The organism is Pseudomonas sp. TE21435 (genome assembly GCF_056279265.1).
This window is the reverse complement of the sequence record NZ_JBWBQZ010000001.1, coordinates 4,019,147-4,037,620: the sequence shown is the minus strand read 5'-3', so window position 1 is coordinate 4,037,620 and position 18,474 is coordinate 4,019,147. Positions and strand designations below refer to the sequence as shown.

General features: G+C 64.5%; 17 protein-coding genes. 8 read left to right on the top strand and 9 right to left on the bottom strand.

The window, feature by feature from the left end; translation table 11 throughout:
- Nucleotides 1–22 precede the first annotated feature (22 nt).
- Complete coding sequence (locus tag ACZ9C1_RS18285; RefSeq protein ID WP_102683021.1) at nt 23–1,642, top strand: EAL domain-containing protein; 1,620 nt, start codon at nt 23–25, stop codon at nt 1,640–1,642.
- A 27-nt stretch (nt 1,643–1,669) separates the two neighbouring features.
- On the opposite strand, the gene ACZ9C1_RS18280 is transcribed toward ACZ9C1_RS18285, so the two are convergent.
- Nucleotides 1,670–3,448 (bottom strand): KinB sensor domain-containing domain, encoded by a 1,779-nt coding sequence (locus ACZ9C1_RS18280; protein WP_476254246.1) that lies wholly within the window; start codon nt 3,446–3,448, stop codon nt 1,670–1,672.
- Nucleotides 3,445–4,791 (bottom strand): sigma-54-dependent response regulator transcription factor AlgB, encoded by a 1,347-nt coding sequence (gene algB / locus ACZ9C1_RS18275; RefSeq protein ID WP_139674593.1) that lies wholly within the window; start codon nt 4,789–4,791, stop codon nt 3,445–3,447. The genes ACZ9C1_RS18280 and algB overlap by 4 nt, the downstream gene beginning before the upstream one ends.
- Before the next feature lie 210 nt (nt 4,792–5,001).
- On the opposite strand from algB, the gene ACZ9C1_RS18270 reads away from it, so the two are divergent.
- The 7 genes from ACZ9C1_RS18270 (at nt 5,002) to ACZ9C1_RS18240 (ending at nt 10,483) form a co-directional block, all read left to right on the top strand.
- Nucleotides 5,002–5,823 (top strand): BON domain-containing protein, encoded by an 822-nt coding sequence (locus ACZ9C1_RS18270; protein WP_277502364.1) that lies wholly within the window; start codon nt 5,002–5,004, stop codon nt 5,821–5,823.
- Between the two features lie 175 nt (nt 5,824–5,998).
- Nucleotides 5,999–6,286 (top strand): hypothetical protein, encoded by a 288-nt coding sequence (locus ACZ9C1_RS18265; protein ID WP_102683024.1) that lies wholly within the window; start codon nt 5,999–6,001, stop codon nt 6,284–6,286.
- Nucleotides 6,287–6,325: 39 nt separating this feature from the next.
- Entirely contained in the window at nt 6,326–6,487 is a 162-nt protein-coding gene (locus ACZ9C1_RS18260) for a DUF1328 domain-containing protein (RefSeq protein ID WP_008092060.1), read from the top strand.
- 5 nt (nt 6,488–6,492) lie between these two features.
- A complete protein-coding gene (locus ACZ9C1_RS18255; protein WP_102683025.1) occupies nt 6,493–6,963 on the top strand; it encodes an inhibitor of vertebrate lysozyme family protein in 471 nt (156 codons plus the stop codon).
- A gap of 223 nt (nt 6,964–7,186) precedes the next feature.
- Nucleotides 7,187–7,489: a hypothetical protein gene (locus ACZ9C1_RS18250; protein ID WP_277502363.1), complete on the top strand. Its 303-nt coding sequence runs from the start codon at nt 7,187–7,189 to the stop codon at nt 7,487–7,489.
- A gap of 201 nt (nt 7,490–7,690) precedes the next feature.
- Nucleotides 7,691–9,025 (top strand): glutamate/aspartate:proton symporter GltP, encoded by a 1,335-nt coding sequence (gene gltP / locus ACZ9C1_RS18245; protein ID WP_023629390.1) that lies wholly within the window; start codon nt 7,691–7,693, stop codon nt 9,023–9,025.
- Nucleotides 9,026–9,253: 228 nt separating this feature from the next.
- Nucleotides 9,254–10,483: a nucleoside recognition domain-containing protein gene (locus ACZ9C1_RS18240; RefSeq protein WP_110696991.1), complete on the top strand. Its 1,230-nt coding sequence runs from the start codon at nt 9,254–9,256 to the stop codon at nt 10,481–10,483.
- Here ACZ9C1_RS18240 and ACZ9C1_RS18235 read toward each other — a convergent pair.
- The 7 genes from ACZ9C1_RS18235 to ACZ9C1_RS18205 all read right to left on the bottom strand — a co-directional run bounded on the left by ACZ9C1_RS18235 (nt 10,465) and on the right by ACZ9C1_RS18205 (nt 18,291).
- Nucleotides 10,465–11,079, bottom strand: coding sequence for an ABC-type transport auxiliary lipoprotein family protein (locus ACZ9C1_RS18235; protein WP_102683026.1), 615 nt, complete (start codon nt 11,077–11,079; stop codon nt 10,465–10,467). The two genes, ACZ9C1_RS18240 and ACZ9C1_RS18235, sit on opposite strands and share 19 nt — an antisense overlap.
- Nucleotides 11,076–12,014, bottom strand: a complete 939-nt coding sequence (locus ACZ9C1_RS18230) for an MlaD family protein (protein ID WP_046853636.1) — start codon at nt 12,012–12,014, stop codon at nt 11,076–11,078. The genes ACZ9C1_RS18235 and ACZ9C1_RS18230 overlap by 4 nt, the downstream gene beginning before the upstream one ends.
- Before the next feature lie 3 nt (nt 12,015–12,017).
- Entirely contained in the window at nt 12,018–12,803 is a 786-nt protein-coding gene (locus ACZ9C1_RS18225) for an ABC transporter ATP-binding protein (RefSeq protein WP_046853637.1), read from the bottom strand.
- Nucleotides 12,800–13,933, bottom strand: a complete 1,134-nt coding sequence (locus ACZ9C1_RS18220; protein ID WP_476254245.1) for an MlaE family lipid ABC transporter permease subunit — start codon at nt 13,931–13,933, stop codon at nt 12,800–12,802. Before ACZ9C1_RS18220 ends, ACZ9C1_RS18225 begins: the two co-directional genes overlap by 4 nt.
- A gap of 117 nt (nt 13,934–14,050) precedes the next feature.
- Complete coding sequence (locus tag ACZ9C1_RS18215; RefSeq protein ID WP_102683028.1) at nt 14,051–15,061, bottom strand: DUF5924 family protein; 1,011 nt, start codon at nt 15,059–15,061, stop codon at nt 14,051–14,053.
- Between the two features lie 136 nt (nt 15,062–15,197).
- Nucleotides 15,198–16,601: a M16 family metallopeptidase gene (locus ACZ9C1_RS18210; RefSeq protein ID WP_277502361.1), complete on the bottom strand. Its 1,404-nt coding sequence runs from the start codon at nt 16,599–16,601 to the stop codon at nt 15,198–15,200.
- Between the two features lie 31 nt (nt 16,602–16,632).
- Nucleotides 16,633–18,291 (bottom strand): Na/Pi cotransporter family protein, encoded by a 1,659-nt coding sequence (locus tag ACZ9C1_RS18205; RefSeq protein WP_102683030.1) that lies wholly within the window; start codon nt 18,289–18,291, stop codon nt 16,633–16,635.
- Nucleotides 18,292–18,474 lie beyond the last annotated feature (183 nt).

Genomic DNA, 18,474 nt, shown 5'->3' with positions numbered 1-18,474 from the left:
GGTATTCAACTGGATGCCACGCATGCTTGCCCTCTTCGCTACGGTGCGTCAATTTTTCCACCGCCCCTGGCTTTTAGCCGCGCTCGCGGCGTTGGCCAGTGCCGGGCTGTTGCTGGCGATCAGCGTCAACGTTGCCTTGCAACAGATGAAACAAAGTGAAAGCGCGCAGATGAATGCCCAGGGCGAGCGTTTCCTCGAGCGCCTGGAGCAGGTGTTCGGCCAGTTGCGCGAGGCTGTGGACCAGCTTCAGGCGCAGCCCCTGCGCGGCTGTGATGCGCTGATGCTGACGCAACTGCAACAGGTGGCGCTGAAGTCGCGGTTCATCTATGAAGCGTCCTATGTGGAGGGTACGCGGGCCTGCTCCAACCGCGGCGATGAGCGGATCATCGAGCCCTTGCGCAGCCCGGATATCCAAGGGCCGACCTACAGCTACTGGCTCAATACCACCACTGAACCCAACGAGAATCTCGCGGCCCTGATGCTGGGCCGTGGCCGCTTCGTCGTCTCCACCTCCCGTGGCCACCTCACCGACGTCGTCGACCTGCCGCCCGGTGGCAGCCTGCTGGTAGTGCTGGATCGGGGTACCCGGGCCATCCCCGTGCTGGGCCCGACGCAACCCTGGCCGCCGACCACCGAATGGCCACCTGCGCAGGGCAAATCCTTGATCGAGCTGCCCGACCGCCTGGTCTATCGCATGTCCACCAAATCACCGGACTACCAGTTGGTGCTGATCGCACCGCGGGCGAGCCTGCCACTGAAGCTCAATGGCCTGCTCTGGTTGCTGTTCCCCGGCAGCCTGGTGTTGGCCGGCTGTATCGGCTGGCTGGTGCTGCAACTGATCCTGCAACGCCGCTCGATGAGCTCGGAGCTGCAGCATGCGCTGCGCCGCGGCGAGCTGCAGGTGCTGTACCAGCCGATCTTCGAACTGGACAGCCGCCGCTGTGTCGGTGCCGAGGCCCTGGTGCGCTGGCGCCGCCCGGACGGCAGCCTGACCAGCCCCGAGCTGTTCATCCCCCTGGCAGAGAACACCGGCCAGATTCGACAGATCACCGACTTCGTCCTGCAACGGGTGCTCGAACAGCTGGGGCAGTTGCTGCGGGCCAACCGCCAGCTCTATATCTCGGTCAACCTGGCGGCCTGCGACGTCATGGCGCCGCGTATAGGCCGGGTGGCGGCGCGGTTGCTGGCGCACCATCGTGTCGCCCCCAGCCAGATCGCCTTCGAGGTGACCGAGCGGGGGCTGATCGATGTGGTGGTTGCGCGGGACAACCTGCAGGCCCTGCGCGCTGTCGGGCACCAGGTGCTGATCGATGACTTCGGTACTGGCTATTGCAGCCTCGCCTACCTGCAGACTCTGCCGGTGGACTGCCTGAAGATCGACAAGTCGTTCATTGATGCCTTGGGCCATGACGCCGCCAGCAGCGGCGTGGCGCCGCATATCATCCGCATGGCCCACGACCTGCACCTGCGGGTGATCGCCGAAGGCATCGAGTGCGAGGACCAGGCGGTGCTGCTCAACAGCGAGGGGGTCAACTACGGGCAAGGGTGGCTGTTCGCCCATCCCCTGAATGCCCGCCAGTTTGCCGAGTTGATTACCCGCGGACGGCGCGTGGCTGGGCGGAGGATCGATGATGAGCCTTGAGGTTGGCGCACCCTGAAGGGGGCCACGTCAAACCGGCAGTGCCATGTAGAACTGCGTCCCCTGCCCCGGCCGTGAGAACACGCCCATCCGCCCGCCATGCAGCTGGACGATCTCCTTGCACAGCGCCAGGCCCAACCCTGCCCCGCCCTTCTTGCGCCCGACCTGCACGAACGGCTCGAAGATCCGCCCCTGCTGACCATAGGCGATACCCTCGCCGCTATCCTCGACGCTGATGATCACCCGCTCGGCATGCCGCCGTGCATGCAGGCGGATACGCCCGCCGCTGCCGGTGTGGCGAATGGCGTTGTGCAGCAGGTTGTCCAGCACTCGGTCGAGTTGGGCGACATCGGCCTGAATACGTGGAAGCGGTGGCTCCAGCTCGCGGATGATCTCGATCTGTTTGCCCGAGGCTTGTTCGACGAAACGCGCCTGGGCGCGCTCGAACAGTTCCTCCAATGAACAGGGGGCCAGTTCCAGCTTCTGCAAGCCGCTTTGATAGCGGGAGAAGTTGAGCAGGTCGTTGATCAATTGGGTGAGGCGCTGCATTTCCTCGGCAATGGTTTCGAGCAGGTCGTTCTCCCGCGCTTCGGGCGGAAAGCTGATGCGTTCGCGCAGCAGGCCGAAGGCCATGTGCATGCCGGTCACCGGTGTGCGCAACTCGTGGGAGGCACGCAGCACGAACTCGCTGCGAACCCGTTCGAAGGCGCGCTGCTCGGTGACGTCGTGCAGCACCATCACGGCCCCGAGAATTGGCCCCTGGGGATGGCTGACCGGGGTCAGGCTGTAGGTCAGCAAGCGGCTTTCTTCCTCCACCTCCAGGCTCAGGTCTTCCGGCAGGCGGTCCAGGCTGCCACCGCGCAGCACCTGGCGCAGCTGCTGTTCCAGTTCGGGGCGCTGCAGGGCTTCGGCCAGGCCTACACCCAGGCGGCTCGGGTCCCAGCCGAGCTGGCGCTGGGCCACCGGGTTGAGGTGTTCCAGGCGCCCTTGGCGGTCGATGATCAGCAGGCCGTCGTCGATGCTGTCCAGTACCGCCTGCAGGCGCTGCTGGCCAGCCTGCAGCTCATCGACATTGGTGGCCTGGTGCTTGCGCAGGGCGTCGGCCATCAGGCCGAAGCGGCGGGTCAGCAGGTTGAGCTCGGTGGCCTGGGTTACCGGCAGTGTGACGTCGAAGTTGCCCTGGCCGACCTGGTCGGCGGCCTTGGCCAGCGCCTCGATCGGCTGGCCAAAGCGGCGCGCGATGTTGTGCGCGGTGATGAAGCCGAGGACCAGCACGACGAGGCCCATCAGGCCGAGCAGGCCACTGATGAGCAAGGCGTGGTCGCGCGATGCCTCCTCGCTGCGGGTGATGTGCTCCAGGGCCTGGCGGTGCGAGTCGAGCAGGTCGGTGCGCACCTGGTTGAAGGCGGCGCCGAGGGGCTGGTCCACACCCATGCTGCGAGCGGGCGCCGGACTCTGCCGATAGGCCTGGACGAACGCCTGGTAGTTGCTGGCGGCCTTGCTGAAACCGGTACGCTCGCCGCCTTGTTCCAGCCCCTGCTTGAGCAGTGTCTGGAACTGATCCTGCAGGGTGACGAGGGTGCTTGGGGCGGTGTCTTCGTCGAGGATGAGGTTGAGCTGCTCGCCCAGGTTCTGGCGCAGCTTCAGGGCCAGCTCCAGGGTCTGGGTGGTGTCCTGCACCACGCGCTGCTGCAGCGCTGCCATCTGCAGCACACTGAACAACCCCAGCAGCAAGCCCAGCAAGGCCACGGTGACCAGCGCCGAGATGCTCAGGAACAGCCGCGTGCGCAGCTTCATCGGCCATTTCATAGGTTGTACTGCTTGCGCTTGCGGTACAGCGTGGAGGCGTCGATGCCCAAGGTCTTGGCGGCCTGGTCAAGGGTGTCGCTGGTGGCCAGTACCGCGCCGATATGGGCGCGTTCCAGCTCGTCCAGGCTCAGCGCCGCACCGACCCGCGGCGCATTGCCGACGGGTTGCTCAGCCATGCCCAGGTGGCTGATCTCCACACGTTCCTGTGGGCAGATGATGCTGGCGCGCTCGACCACGTTGCGCAGTTCGCGGATGTTGCCCGGCCAGCGGTAGTTGAGCAGGGCGGCGCGTGCTTCGTCGCTGAAGCCACGGGCCGGGCGCGAGTACTCCTTGACGAAGCGCGCCAGGAAACGGTCGGCCAGGGTCAGGATGTCTTCACTGCGCTCGCGAAGGGGGGGCAGGTGCAAGGTGATCACGTTCAACCGGTACAACAAGTCTTCGCGGAAACGGTTCTCGCGCACCATCTCGTCGAGGTTGAGGTTGGTGGCCGCGAGGATCCGCACATCTGCCCGTCGCGTGACCGGGTCACCGACCCGCTCGTACTCCTTGTCCTGGATGAAACGCAGCAATTTTGGTTGCAAGGTGAGGGGAAAATCACCGATTTCGTCAAGGAACAGGGTGCCGCCATCTGCCTGGCTGACCCGCCCCAGGGTACTTTCGCTGGCACCGGTAAAGGCGCCACGGGTATGGCCGAACAACTCGCTTTCCATGAGCTCGGCATTCAGCGACGGGCAGTTGATGGTCACGCAGGCCTTGCGTGCGCGCTTGCTCCAGCCATGGATGGCACGGGCCAGCTCGCCCTTGCCGGTACCGGACTCACCGAGGATGAGAATGTTGGCATCGGTGGTCGCCACCTGGCGGGCCGTTTCCAGTACCGCCATCATCGCCGGGCTGTGAGAGTCCAGGCCGTCCTTGGGCTTGCGTACTTCCCCTTCGAGTGCCTCCAGGCGCGCTGACAGTTGGCGCACTTCCAGCTGCTTGGCCGTGGCCAGGCGCAATTGGTCGGGGCTGCAAGGCTTGACCAGATAATCGGCGGCGCCGGCCTGGATCGCGTCCACCGCGGTATCGATGGCCGAGTGGGCGGTGACGATGACCACCCGCATCCATGGCGCCTGGATGCGCATTTGCGCCAATACGTCCAGGCCGTTGTCCTCGCCCAGGCGCAGGTCGAGGAAACACAGGTCGAACACCTGGCGCTGCAGCAGGGTCTCAGCCTGGGCGGCGCTGTTGGCGGTCGCCACGCTATAGCCCTCGTCCTCGAGGCAATAACGGAAGGTACGCAGGATGGCGGACTCGTCGTCCACCAGCAGAATGCGGCCTTGGTTGTCCTGGGCTGATTCCATTTCCTGCGCTCCTTTGGGATTGATCTCAATTAGTGTCGGAAAAATCGGGCAAGTTGCATGGTCGATTCTGATTGATTCTGTTCCATGCATGCTAGCCGCATGCCTTCATGATGGCTAAGTAGCTGATAAATCTGAAGTTGATTGTGGGTAAATAGTTGGCATGTGGGTTGCGAGAGTCCTGGGTTGAGTGATGCGAAAGGAGGTCCTGTGATGTCCGTTTACCCTCGAATGGCCGTTCTGGCGGCTTGTGTGTTGTCGATCGTCGGCCAGGCCCAGGCCGACCCGGTGCAGGAAGCGCGACTTGAAGGTGCCCTGCAGACGGCCCTGTCCCTTAACACCATGCTCAATGCCTTCCCTATAAAGGTAGAAGTCGATGGCCGGCGGGCTCGGCTTTCGGGCGAAGTGGAAAACCCGGTGGAACGCATGCTGGCCGAACAGGTGGCCCTGGCCACACGCGGGATCGAACAGGTGGACAACCAGTTGCGGATCGACCCGGGGCTGGTGGACAAGCCCTTGGAACTGCGTGCCTACGCCCAGCGCCTGGAGGACGCCACCCTCGGTGCGGTGGTGCGCGCACGGCTGCTGTGGAGCCGGATTACCGAAAAGGCCCCTATCGAGGTGGAAAGCCGTGAAGGCGTGGTGACCCTGCGCGGCAAGGTGGACAGCCCCGAGGCCAAGGACCTTGCCGGGGTTCTGGCGCGTACCACCGATGGGGTGCACCTGGTCAACAATCTGGTCAGCCTGGACAGCACGGCCCTGGCCAAGGCCAGGGAAAAACCTGTCGATGCCCCAACCGGTCCGCAGCCCAGCGACAGCTGGATCGTCGACAAGATCCAGGCCAGCTACCGCTTCAGCCGTAACCTGGACGGGCTGAACATCAAGGTAGCCAGTGAAGAGGGGTTGGTCAGGTTATCGGGCGAGGTGGTCAGCAGCGAGCAGAAGGCCATTGCCGTGGACGTCGCGAGGCAGATCGTCGGGGTGCGCGGGGTAGACGCCGATCTATTGAAGATCGCCACCAAGGTAGAGGGCTGATCGTGCAAATCGCACGAGCCCTTGCAGGGGCATCGTGCAGGATACGTCCTTCCCGGTTATGTGCGTATTCAATAACTATTTGATTTAAAGAGGTTTTTTTAGAGTTTTACGGCTGGCATGCAGGCTGCACTGATCTTCCCAAGAACGGATAACAAGTACTGCAGGAGGAGCCGGCATGAATCGCCCCAACGTCAACCGCACGCAGAGCGCTGTAGTACCCCTGCAGCAGCTGCTGTTCCTCGGCATGGCCCTGTTGCTGACCCTGGCGGTCGGCCTGTTCCATCACAGCTGGCAGACCGCCCGGCTGGCCGAGCAAGTGGCGGCGCAGACTGCGCTGTTGACGCAGCTGCGGGCAACGCCCCACGCCAGCACCTTGGTCAAGGCCACCCAGCCACTGCCCAGCGCCGATACTGCCCCTGCCGTTCTCGACCGCGTCGAGCCTCAGGAACGTTGGGTGTTCTGATACTTCTGACCGATTTCGTACAAGAAAAGGAGAAACATCATGCTGAGTTGGGCTATCACCTTCCTGATCATCGCCATTATTGCCGCAGTCCTGGGCTTTGGTGGTATCGCCGGTGCTGCGACTGGTATCGCGAAGATCCTGTTCATCGTCTTCCTGGTGCTGTTCGTAGCCTCCTTCTTCTTCGGCCGCGGTAGAGGTTGACGACCATGAGCAGGATGCTCCCGAAAGCCTTGGCCGTCGCACTGCTGCTAGGCAGTGGTGCGTCGGCGCTGGCCGCTAATGACGGCCAGGTCCGGGTCAACCAGTTGCTTGGCTCGGACCCTGAATACCAGAAGACCTGGCAGAACACGATAAAGAAAGAAGAGCGCTTGCCCGAATGGGTGATCAACCTCAGCGGCAGCTCGGCGCAGCAGATGTCGGCGGTGACCGAGGACGGCGACCAGTATCTGGTTGGCCCGCTCTGCGAATCCGAGGGCAATTGCACCTACAAGCGCCTGGTCGTGGCCTTCAGCTGGGACAAGGACGAAGCCTACGGCATGCTTGTGGAAGTGCCAGAGGGCCTGCCTGCGGACAAGTCGCCGACCCGCCATGCGGACTACCGCTGGTTGGGCAAGCCGGACGAAGGCATGAAAGCTTTGCTGCAGGAGCAGCTCAAGCGTGACCCGAACTGGTACTGACCAGCGGTCGCGCACTGTAACGCTATAGAAGCTGAACCTTTTTATCTTTCAGGCTTCTATGATGCGCCGCCCCGAGGAGGGGCAGCGCATGACCAGGGGGCCGGGCCGTTCTGACTGTTGCAGGGTCGGAGTGGCCTAGGGGTACAGGGAGTGCCTCCATCATGGGCCGGGTCAGGAGAGGGTGGCATCGGAAGTTGCAGGTCGATCGGGTCGAGCTGAGGACGTGATCGATCTGGCTTCCGAAGCGCCTGCAGGAATTTATCTATCCATACGAGCGACTTTTTACTTCAGACACATTTTGTCGCTACCGTATATCGAAATTTTTTTAGTTGTCCGACAGGTCAGCCTGTGTGGCATTTCAGCCATTCGGATTGTCGAACACGCCATCAAACCCCCTTCTTCCATACCTGCAAATCTGCCGAAAAATGGCGCATTGGCCTTGTTCGGAAATCCGAACGTTGAAAATCAAGGCTTTGGCGATGCTCGATTTCGGCTTCTGGTCTCATGCCGATTCGGTATGGGGTAGTCGTTTCCGGCATTAGACTGCCCCTGCCCACGTCGCAATAGTTGCCGCCTTTTTCCTTGGCCCGAGCGCCAGAAATACTCGCTCGCGGTGTCCTTACAGAGGGGCCCGGAACGGAACATGCAGCCGCCCAGAAGCTTTAAAGCGCTCTGGAACGCGACTTTCCGTCAGGTGCCCGTGACCACTACAACAAAGGGTAATGACATGAAGAAGGCAAAACTGAGCCTCGCCTGGCAGATCGTCATCGGTCTGTTGCTGGGCGTTGCAGTCGGCGCGCTACTGAATCATTTCAGTGCAGAAAAGGCATGGTGGATCAGCAACGTCCTCCAGCCGGCCGGCGATATCTTCATTCGCCTGATCAAGATGATCGTCGTCCCGATCGTGATTTCGTCGCTGATCGTGGGCATCGCCGGGGTAGGCGACGCGAAGAAACTGGGCAGTATCGGCCTGAAGACCATCATCTACTTCGAGGTGGTGACCACCATCGCCATCGTCGTCGGCCTGGTCCTGGCCAACGTGTTCCACCCAGGCGCCGGCATCGACATGAGCACCCTGGGCACCGTCGACATCTCCAAGTACCAGGCCACCGCGGCCGAGGTGCAGCATGAGCACGCGTTCATCGAGACCCTGCTCAACCTGATCCCGTCGAATATCTTCGCGGCGTTGATGCGTGGCGAGATGCTGCCGATCATCTTCTTCTCGGTGATGTTCGGCATGGGCTTGTCGAGCCTGAACGCCGACCTGCGCGAGCCGCTGGTGCGTACCTTCCAGGGCGTGTCGGAGACCATGTTCAAGGTCACCCACATGATCATGAACTACGCGCCGATCGGTGTGTTCGCCCTGATCGCCGTGACTGTCGCCAACTTCGGCTTCAGCTCGCTGCTGCCGCTGGCCAAGCTGGTGCTGCTGGTGTACTTCGCCATCGCCTTCTTCGCCTTCATGGTGCTGGGCCTGGTAGCTCGCCTGTTCGGCTTCTCGGTGATCAAGATCATGCGCATCATGAAAGATGAGCTGATCCTCGCCTACTCCACCTCCAGCTCCGAGACCGTGCTGCCGCGCGTGATCGAGAAGATGGAGAAGTACGGTGCGCCGAAGTCGATCTGCTCGTTCGTGGTCCCGACCGGCTACTCGTTCAACCTCGACGGTTCGACCCTGTACCAGAGCATTGCGGCGATCTTCATCGCCCAGCTGTACGGCATCGACCTGTCCTGGAGCCAGCAGCTGCTGCTGGTGCTGACCCTGATGGTCACCTCCAAGGGTATCGCCGGCGTGCCGGGCGTATCATTCGTGGTGCTGCTGGCCACCCTGGGCAGCGTGGGCATCCCGCTGGAAGGCCTGGCCTTCATCGCCGGTGTCGACCGCATCATGGACATGGCCCGTACCGCGCTGAACGTGGTCGGCAACGCCCTGGCCGCAGTGGTCATCGCCAAGTGGCAGGGTATGTACGACGCCGAGAAAGGCGAGGCGTACTACAAGTCGCTGGTGCTGGAAAAAGGCAAGAAAGAGGCCGTGGTGGCGGGCAAGACCGTCAACCAGTAAGCCGCTGAGCTGAACGAAGAGCCCCGACTTGTCGGGGCTTTTTGCTGTCTGAAAGTTGACCGCGGCCGTGTTACCCACACTGGCCCCATCGCCGGCAAGCCGGCTCCCACACGGGTATCGCAAATCCCTATGGGAGCCGGCTTGCCGGCGATGGGGTGCGAAGCGCCCCCAACAGCGCGTACGTTGATTGCGCTATCATTCGGGCATTTTTCACGGGGGAACACACGGATGCTCAACGGCCTCTGGCTCGGCTTTTTCCTGATTGCGGCCATCAGCGCCCTGGGCCAATGGCTGGTGGGCGGCAATGCCGGCATCTTCGCCGCGATGGTCGAGAGCATCTTCGCCATGGCCAAGCTCTCGGTAGAGGTGATGGTCCTGCTGTTCGGCACCCTGACCCTGTGGCTGGGTTTTCTCAAGATCGCCGAGAAGGCCGGTATCGTCGAATGGCTGGCCAAGGTCCTCGGGCCGCTGTTCGCCCGGCTGATGCCGGAGGTGCCGCCGGGTCACCCTGCCTTGGGCCTGATCACCATGAACTTCGCCGCCAACGGCCTGGGCTTGGACAACGCCGCCACGCCCATCGGCCTGAAAGCCATGCGTTCGCTGCAGGAGCTCAACCCCAGCAGCACCACGGCGAGCAACGCGCAGATCCTGTTCCTGGTACTCAATGCCTCGTCACTGACCCTGCTGCCGGTGACCATCTTCATGTACCGCGCCCAGCAAGGCGCGCCTGACCCGACCATGGTGTTCCTGCCGATCCTGCTGGCCACCAGTTGCTCGACCCTGGTCGGCCTGCTGTCGGTGGCGGTGATGCAACGCCTGCGCCTGTGGGACCCGGTGGTGCTTGCCTACCTGATCCCCGGCGCGCTGTTGCTGGGTGGCTTCATGGCCTTCCTTGGCACGTTGTCAGCGGCCGCGCTGGCCAGCCTGTCCTCGATCCTGGGCAACCTGACGCTGTTCGGCGTGATCATCCTGTTCCTGGTGATCGGCGCGTTGCGCCGGGTGCAGGTGTACGAGGCTTTTGTCGAGGGTGCCAAGGAGGGTTTCGACGTGGCCAAGGGGCTGTTGCCCTACCTGGTGGCGATGCTGGTGGCCGTGGGCGTGCTGCGCGCTTCGGGCGCCCTGGAGCTGGCCCTGGACGGCATTCGCCACGCGGTGACCTGGATGGGCCTGGATACGCGCTTCGTCGAGGGCCTGCCCACGGCGCTGGTCAAGCCGTTCTCCGGCAGTGCGGCGCGGGCGATGCTGATCGAGACCATGCAGACTCAGGGCGTGGACAGCTTCCCGGCGCTGGTGGCGGCGACCGTCCAGGGCAGCACCGAAACCACCTTCTACGTGCTGGCGGTGTACTTTGGCGCGGTGGGTATCCAGCGCGTGCGCCACGCGGTGGGTTGCGCGCTGCTGGCCGAGTTGTCCGGGGTGATCGCGGCGATCTTCGTCTGCTACTGGTTCTTCGCCTGAGCCTGGCTGACAGTCCAGTCGATCACCTGGCGCGCCAGCTGGTCGCTGGCCGTACCGAAGCCGGCGACCACTGCCGGCACTTGCTGGCTGCCTAGCGGCTGGCGTACCTCGAAGCGTTTACTGGCGAGAATGCGCTGGCTGCGGCCCTGTACCAGCCGTGCATCGTAGCGGATCACCACCTCCACTGCCCCGCCCGGGCGGTACTCGCTCTGGAACGCTTGCAGTTCGCCACCCAGCTCGTAGTCCGCCTGCAGGTTGCTGTCGTCGGCACTCAGGCGCTGCACTCGGCCATCGCGCTGGAAGCCGTCGAGCAGGCGATTGCGCACCAGCATCGGCGTCGGATCGCTCCAGCGGGCGCCCTTGTAGCTGCTGATCACATCCCCCTGGGGAATGACCGCGATACGCGGCCCGGCCAGGGCTTCGCTGGCCAGTGGCTTGTTCAGGCGCAGCGACCAGTCCAGCGGCGCGGCACTGCGGGCGGTCTGGCTCACCGGCAGGCGATAGATATCCACAGGCTCGGACTGCGGCAGGATCGAGCAGGCCGTAGCCAGGCTCAGGGTGGAAACGAGTGCGGCCAGGCGCAGCGACAGCTTCATGGCTGGAACTCCTTGTTGTTGTCGCGGCCCAGCAGGTAGCCGCTGGGGTCGGCTTCCAGGCGCCGGGAGATGCCCTTGAGTGAGTTGAGGGTCTCGCGCAGTTCGCGGATTGCCGGGGCGATCTGGTTCAGGCCCTGGGCGCCGTCGTCCAGGGACTGGCGGTTGTCCTGCAGCAGGCTGTTGATGGTCGCCGTGCTTTCGGCCAGCGACTGCATGGCCTGCTCGGCGCTGCCGATGGCCTGCTTGCCCTGGGTGCCGAGCAGGCCATTGGCGTTGCGCATCAGGGCCTGGGTCTCGGCCAGGGTGGCATTGGCCTGCTTGCCGACCTGAGCCAGCTGTTCGATGGCCTCGGAAATCCCGCCCTTCTGGTTGGCGAAGGCGCCGGTGGTCTGCTCGAGGTTGGCCAAGGTATTGCTGAGGCGCTCGATGTTGCTCGAGGAGAACATCTGGTTGGCGTTGTGCAGCAGCAGGTTGATGTTGGTCACCAGGTCGCTGCTGTCGTTGAGCAGGCGCGAGATTGGCGATGGCGAGGCGACGATCACCGGCAGCTTGCCGTCCTTGCCCTTGAGTTCCGGGCTTTGCGGCGTGCCGCCGCTGAGCTGGATGAACGAGTTGCCGGTCACCCCCGCCAGGGTCAGTTTGGCCTGGGTGTCCTCCTTGACCGGCGTGTCGCCGCTGAGGCGCACGCGAGCCAGGACCCGGCGCGGGTCCTTTGGGTCCAGGCGCAGGCTGCTGACATCACCGACCTTGATGCCGTTGTACTGCACCGGGCTGCCGCGGGACAGGCCCGAGACCGCCTCGTTGAACACCACTTCGTAGTCCTTGAATGCGTCGTCGACACTGGACTTGGTCAGCCACAGGCCGAACAGCATGGCGCCCGCCACCACCAGCACGGTGACCAGGCCGATCAGGACATGATGAGCTCGGGTTTCCATCGTTCAGCGCTCCTGGCGGGCGCGCAGGGCGGCGTCTTCGGCCGCCCGGCCACGCGGGCCGTGAAAGTATTCGTGAATCCAGGGATCAACGGTCTGCTCGACCTCGGCCAGGGGCCCGGCTACCAGCACCTTCTTCTGCGACAGCACCGCCACCCGGTCGGTAATGGTGTAGAGCGTGTCCAGGTCGTGGGTGATGAGGAACACCGACAAGCCCAGGGCGTCGCGCAGGGTGAGGATCAACTGGTCGAAAGCGGCGGCGCCGATCGGGTCGAGGCCGGCGGTGGGCTCGTCGAGGAACAGGATGTCCGGGTCCAGGGCCAGGGCGCGGGCCAGGGCGGCGCGCTTGATCATGCCGCCGGACAGCGAGGCCGGGTACTTGTCGGCGGCGCTGATCGGTAGCCCGGCCAACGCCAGCTTGACCCCGGCCAGGTGCTCTGCGTCGGCCCGCGACAGCCCGGCATGCTCGATCAGCGGCAGGGCGACGTTCTCGGTAACGGTCAGCGATGAAAACAGCGCGCCCTTCTGGAACAGTACGCCGAAGCGGCGTTCGACCAGCGAGCGCTGGTTTTCGTCGAGCGTGGCCAGGTCCTGGCCGAACACCTTGACCGTGCCTTCATTGGGCCGGCGCAGGCCGACGATGCTGCGCAGCAGCACCGACTTGCCGCTGCCCGAACCGCCGACCACGGCGAGGATCTCACCGCGGTACAGGTCCAGGTCGAGGTTCTCGTGCACGCTCTGGCTGCCGAAGCGGTTGCACAGGCCCCGGGCTTCGATCACCGCTTCAGTCACCAGCCCATCTCCATGAAGAACAGCGCGGCCACCGCGTCCAGCACGATGACCACGAAGATCGATTGCACCACGGCTGAGGTGGTGTGGGCACCCACCGACTCGGCGCTACCGCTGACCTTGAAGCCTTCCAGGCAGCCGATGGCGCCGATCAGGAAAGCGAAGAACGGCGCCTTTGCCATGCCCACGAGGAAATGCTGCACGCCGATGTCGCTCTGCAGCAGCGAGAGGAACATGGCAGGCGAGATGTCCAGGGTCAGGGCGCAGACCACCGCGCCACCGATCATGCCGCAGAGCATCGCGACGAAGGTGAGCAATGGCAATGCGATCAACAGTGCAAGCACCCGGGGCACAACCAGCAGCTCGATGGGGTTCAGGCCCAGGGTGCGGATGGCGTCGATCTCTTCGTTGGCCTTCATCGAGCCGATCTGCGCGGTGAACGCGCTGGCGGTGCGCCCGGCCATGAGGATGGCGGTCAGTAGCACGGCGAACTCGCGCAGGAAGGAGAATGCCACCAGGTCGACCGTGAAGATCGTTGCGCCGAAGTCGGCCAGCACCGTGGCGCCAAGGAAGGCCACAACGGCGCCAACCAGAAAGGTCAGCAAGGCGACGATGGGCGCGGCGTCCAGGCCGGTCTGCTCGAGGTGCGCAACCACCGGGGTGACCCGCCAGCGATGCGGCTGGAACAGGCGCAGGAACAAGGTCTGCAGGATCAGGCCGATGAAACCCAGCACCTGGGTGGTGTCCTGCCACAGCTGGTCGACGGCGCGGCCGATGCGCGCCAGCAGGAGCAGCAGCACTGGCTGCTCCGGTTCCTTGACCGGGATGCAGTAGTCCTGCACCGAGCAATAGACGTTCTTCAGCAAGGCCCGGCTGGCGTCGGGGAGTTCGTCGCTGCAGCGCGACAGGCGTTCGGAGCCCAGCAGTTCGGCCAGCAGCGAGGCACCGGCGGTGTCCAGGCGGCCCAGCTGGCTGAGGTCGACCTGGGTGTCATCGCCGTACTGGCTGCCCAGGCGCTCGCATTCGCGCTTGAGCTCGGCGTAGTGGGCCAGGGTCCAGTCGCCGACGATGCGCAGGCGGGTGGGCTGCTGCTGGGTGTCCAGGGTAGCGCTCGGGGCGGTCATAGGCTCCATGCATCTGACTGGTGAATCGGCGACTCAGATCATAGCCCATCACGGGGCAAGCCCGCTCCCACCAGAATCATGGCGTGGGAGCGGCGGTGCGCCGATGCGACTTGCCCGGCGATCTTGTCAGGAGTCGACCACCCTGAACCGCAACACCCCGATCACCTGCCCGTCCTCGGTCAGCACCCTCACCTGCCACTTGCCCACGGGATTCGGTGGGAAGTTCTGCTTGTGGGTCCAGGCGCGGTAGCCCTCCTTGCGCCCGCCGTGGATGTCCAGGGCGATGCGGTCGACCTCTTTGCCGTCGAGCTGCCACACATGGTAGATGCGCTCGTTCAGCCCGCGCGGCGCGTTGATGGCGGTGTAGGCATACAGCCCGCCACTGCGGATGCGGCTGGCTGCTACTTCCTCCAGCGACGCGCCTGGCTGGCGGTTGAGCACCTCGGTGCTGATCGCCACGTCGGTCATCCACAGCGTGGCCGGCGGCACCCAGGAGCGCAGCAGCCAGCCGCCGCCGCCCACCGCCAGGGTCACCAGCACCAGCGCTACGCCACGGCGCCAGTTGTTGATCGGGAAGCTGCTGGCCAGGCTCGGGAACGACAGCGCCATGGCGGCGATCAGCGCAAGCTTGAAGCTCTGCGCGGTGGTCAGGTGAAGGATGATCGGCAGCGCCGTGAGCATGGCCGCGAACAGCGTCAGGGTATGCAGCGCCAGGAACAGCCAGCGCCGCGGCACCAGCCACTTGTGATACAGCGGGTCGATGATCGAGATCAGCCCCGCGGCACCGAGCAGGCCGGTGAACACCAGCTGGCCGCTGTTCCAAGTGGTGGTGATGAAGAAGAACGGCAGGACGAAGAACAGGCTTTCCTGGTGAATCATCTGCGTCGCGAAGCGCAGCAGCGGTTGTGGGATCTCGCGCTTGAAGGTGCGGGCGAACAGTTCGGTGAGGGTGTTCTCCAGCATCAGCCAGACCCAGCTGACCAGCATCGCAATGGCGATCCATCTGGCCAGGCCGGCCTGGCGGTCGACCAGGATGAAGCTGCCGATCCCCGAGACGAAGCCGTAGAGCGCAATGATGCCGGGGTAGCGCTTGAGCAGCTCGATGATGCGCAGGATGAAGCTGGGGATTGGGGGCATGGGGCAAGCAACAGGGAGCGGTGGATGGCTGTGCCAGCTTCATCGCGGGGCAAGCCCGCTCCCACGCAAGAGTCGGCGTGGGAGCGGGCTTGCCCCGCGATGAGCGCTAGCGAACGGCTTACAGGATACCGCCGAATCAAGGCGCCCGTGTAGCACCGCTGGGCTTGGTGTGTGGCCGACGGCGACGGATCAACCCGACCGCCAGTATCAGCCCCAACAACAACGCCACCAGCCCATACAACTCGTCATAGCCCAGCAACGGCTTCTCGATACGCAGGTAACCAGGCTCCTTGAGCAGCTCGCGCAGCGCCGCATCGGCCTGTTTCAGGCTGACCTGGCGAAGTTCTCGCACCGGGTCGGTGAAGCGCCCGTCCTCGTAGGCGTTGAGCGCCCCCCAGTAGTAGTCGGCGAGCGCCGCGTTGCCCTGGGTGGTCCAGCTCTCCCGGGCAATCGCTGCCTCCTTGATGCGGGCGAAGGTGTCCGGGTCCAGGCCATGCTTGCGCAGGTGGTCGAACAACTGCTCGAGTACCTTGAGTGCCTTGTCGAGGTCCTGGCGCTCGAGGTCGGCATTCAGGCTGAGCAGCCCGCTGTCGCCAAAGCTCTCGCGTTGCGCCGATGGCCCGTATGACAGCCCGTGGCGCAGGCGCAACTGGTCGTACAGCGCCCAGTCCAGGTAGCGCGACAGCAGCTCGAGGGTCTGGTCGTGCCCCTCCTCCAGGGTCGGCTCGATGAACAGCCAGTGCAGCTTGACGTTGTCGCCCAGCCAGCCGCGGGTCAGGTCGCGACGCGGCTCGGCCTGCTGGCTGATACTTTCGAGGTTGCGGCGTTCTTCGGGCTCGGTCGCCGGCAGCTCGCCGAAGGTGCGTTCCAGATAGGCCGGCAGCAGGCGGTCGAGGCCGCCGACGACGATCAGCGACATGTTGTTGGCCACATACCAGTGCTCGCGCAACTGCTGGACCTGCTCCAGTGTCATGTCGTCGAGGTTGGAGCGTTCCGGGCATTTCAGGCCCATCTCGGTAGCCAGCTGGTCACTGGCTGGGTGGCCGATGTCCTGGCGGTCCAGCCAGCGCTGCAGGCGGCCGTAATGGCCACCGTCCTCGCGCTCGATGATCTTTTTCGCGGTGGCCAGCGCCTTGGCGTCGATTTGGGTATCGCGGACCACCGCCAGCAGCAGGTCGAGCACCTTGCGCTGGTTGCGCGCCGGGGCTTCGATGACGAAGGTGGTGTCGGCGCTGCTGGTGAAGGCGTTCCACTCCCCGCCCAGGGCCTGGATACGCTCCTCCAGGCCGCCCTCGCCCGTCTCGTCGATACCGCTGAACAGCAGGTGCTCGAGCAGGTGTGGCAGCTCGCGCTGGTCACAGTCGAAGTCGTCCAGGCCCACGCCCACTACCAGGCGGATCGACACATGATCACGCTCGTAGCCGGACTTGAGGATTACCTGCAGGCCGTTGGGCAGCAGGTAGCCCTCGACCCGCGAGCGGTCGAGGGCGAGCGTGGGCAGGCTGCAGATCAGCAGGCAAACGAACAACAGGCAACGCATAGGCGAGCTTCGGTCTCCGGGGTGTCGTGGCTCAAGGCTGGCGGGCTTCGTCCGGCACGCTGTCGAGCATCAGCCCGCCGGTATCGGTGCCGCCCAGTACCACATAGGCACTGCTGCAGAACAAAGAGTTCAAACGCTTCATGTCGGCAATGAGCTCCAAGTGTAGCGAACTGGTCTCGATACTCTGCACCACTTTACGTTGCAGGCGGCTGACATGGGCGTGGGCCAGGCGCCGCTCCTGGGCGCGGAAGCGACGTTTCTCGCGCAGCAACTGGTGCGCGCTCTGCGGGTCGGCGCTGAGGAACACCGACAGGCCCAGGCGCAGGTTGGCCAGCAATTGCTCCTGCAGGCCGGTCAACTCCTCCAGGCCGACCTGGGAAAACTCCCGGCGCTGCGAGGTCTTCTGCTGCTGCACCTTGCGCAGCATGCGCTCGATCAGGTCGCTGGCCAGCTTGAGGTTGATCGCCACCTCGATGATCTCTGCCCAGCGCCGGTTTTCCTGTTCGGCGAGGTCTTCACGGGGCATCTGCGCCAGGTACAGCTTGATGGCGTTGTAAAGTGCCTCGGCATCCTCCCCGAGGGCCCGAACCTGTTGCGGCAAGGCCGTTTGGGTACCGCGCAGGGCGCCGAGCATGGCCTCGAGCAGGCTGTCGACGATATCGCCCAGGCGCAGGGTCTCGCGCACGGCGTTGACCAGCGCCAGGCTGGGGGTGTTCAACGCGGTCGGGTCCAGGTGGCGTGGCTGGTGGTGGCCATTGCCGTTGTCGCGTTCGGGCAGCAGGTAGCCGCACAGGCGGCCCATGGGTTTGACCGTCGGCAGCATCAGCAGGCAGCGCAAGGTGTTGTAGAGCAGGTGGAAGCCGATCACCAGCTCCTGCGGGCTGAAACTCAGGCTGTCCATCCAGGCCACCAGCGGGTGCAGCACCGGGATGATCAGCAGCAGGCCGATCACCTTGTACAACAGGCTGCCCAGCGCCACCCGGCGCCCGGCGCTGTTCTGCAGGCTGGTGGTAAGGAAGGCGAGCAGGCCGCTGCCGATGTTGGCGCCGATCACCAGGCCGATGGCCACCGGCAGGCTGATTACCTCGGCGCCCGCCAGGGTGGCGGTGAGCAGCACGGCGGCTAGGCTGGAGTAGGAGATCATGGCGAACAGCGCGCCGATCAGGGCATCGAGTAGGATATCGCCGGTGAGCGAGGCGAACAGCACCTTCACCCCTTGGGCGTGGGTGATCGGCGCGGCGGCGTGGACGATCAGCTGCAGCGCCAGGATGATCAGGCCCAGGCCGATACCGACGCGGCCCAGCTGGCCGGCGCGGGTCTGCTTGCGCGAGAGGAAGAAGATCACCCCGAGGAAGATCAGCAGCGGCGACAGCCAGGACAGGTCGAAGGTCAGCACCCGCGCCATCAGCGCGGTCCCGACGTCGGCGCCGAGCATGATCGCCAGGGCCGGGGTCATGGCCATCAGGCCCTGGCCGACGAACGAGGTGACCAGCATGGCGGTGGCGTTGCTGCTCTGCACCATGGCGGTGACCAGGATCCCGGCGATGAAGGCCAGCGGGCGCTTGTTCATGTTCTGGCCGAGCACGCGGCGCAGGTTCGAGCCATAGACCCGCAGGATGCCGGTACGCACGATATGGGTGCCCCACACCAGCAACGCCACGGCGGAGAGCAGATTGAGCAGGGTCAGCATGGTCGGGCCCCCTTTTCTTCTATGCCCCTGGGCGGGGCCAATGGGTGCAGCGGCGAGCCTGGCCCGGGGGTGGGCTGTTTTTTCCAGTGCTCACTGAAGCTTTAGTTGTTTTGCGTGGCTGGCGCCAGCTTGGCATGGGTGAAACGTATTTGAAACATGCTCTGGCCTCATCGTCGGCAACAA

What these genes read in the sequence shown, in the direction of transcription:
- ACZ9C1_RS18285 (WP_102683021.1), top strand. Translation starts at nt 23, where the DNA reads ATGCTTGCCCTCTTCGCTACGGTGCGTCAATTTTTCCACCGCCCCTGG.
- ACZ9C1_RS18280 (WP_476254246.1), bottom strand. Translation starts at nt 3,448, where the DNA reads ATGAAATGGCCGATGAAGCTGCGCACGCGGCTGTTCCTGAGCATCTCG.
- algB (WP_139674593.1), bottom strand. Translation starts at nt 4,791, where the DNA reads ATGGAATCAGCCCAGGACAACCAAGGCCGCATTCTGCTGGTGGACGAC.
- ACZ9C1_RS18270 (WP_277502364.1), top strand. Translation starts at nt 5,002, where the DNA reads ATGTCCGTTTACCCTCGAATGGCCGTTCTGGCGGCTTGTGTGTTGTCG.
- ACZ9C1_RS18265 (WP_102683024.1), top strand. Translation starts at nt 5,999, where the DNA reads ATGAATCGCCCCAACGTCAACCGCACGCAGAGCGCTGTAGTACCCCTG.
- ACZ9C1_RS18260 (WP_008092060.1), top strand. Translation starts at nt 6,326, where the DNA reads ATGCTGAGTTGGGCTATCACCTTCCTGATCATCGCCATTATTGCCGCA.
- ACZ9C1_RS18255 (WP_102683025.1), top strand. Translation starts at nt 6,493, where the DNA reads ATGAGCAGGATGCTCCCGAAAGCCTTGGCCGTCGCACTGCTGCTAGGC.
- gltP (WP_023629390.1), top strand. Translation starts at nt 7,691, where the DNA reads ATGAAGAAGGCAAAACTGAGCCTCGCCTGGCAGATCGTCATCGGTCTG.
- ACZ9C1_RS18240 (WP_110696991.1), top strand. Translation starts at nt 9,254, where the DNA reads ATGCTCAACGGCCTCTGGCTCGGCTTTTTCCTGATTGCGGCCATCAGC.
- ACZ9C1_RS18235 (WP_102683026.1), bottom strand. Translation starts at nt 11,079, where the DNA reads ATGAAGCTGTCGCTGCGCCTGGCCGCACTCGTTTCCACCCTGAGCCTG.
- ACZ9C1_RS18230 (WP_046853636.1), bottom strand. Translation starts at nt 12,014, where the DNA reads ATGGAAACCCGAGCTCATCATGTCCTGATCGGCCTGGTCACCGTGCTG.
- ACZ9C1_RS18220 (WP_476254245.1), bottom strand. Translation starts at nt 13,933, where the DNA reads ATGGAGCCTATGACCGCCCCGAGCGCTACCCTGGACACCCAGCAGCAG.
- ACZ9C1_RS18215 (WP_102683028.1), bottom strand. Translation starts at nt 15,061, where the DNA reads ATGCCCCCAATCCCCAGCTTCATCCTGCGCATCATCGAGCTGCTCAAG.
- ACZ9C1_RS18210 (WP_277502361.1), bottom strand. Translation starts at nt 16,601, where the DNA reads ATGCGTTGCCTGTTGTTCGTTTGCCTGCTGATCTGCAGCCTGCCCACG.
- ACZ9C1_RS18205 (WP_102683030.1), bottom strand. Translation starts at nt 18,291, where the DNA reads ATGCTGACCCTGCTCAATCTGCTCTCCGCCGTGGCGTTGCTGGTGTGG.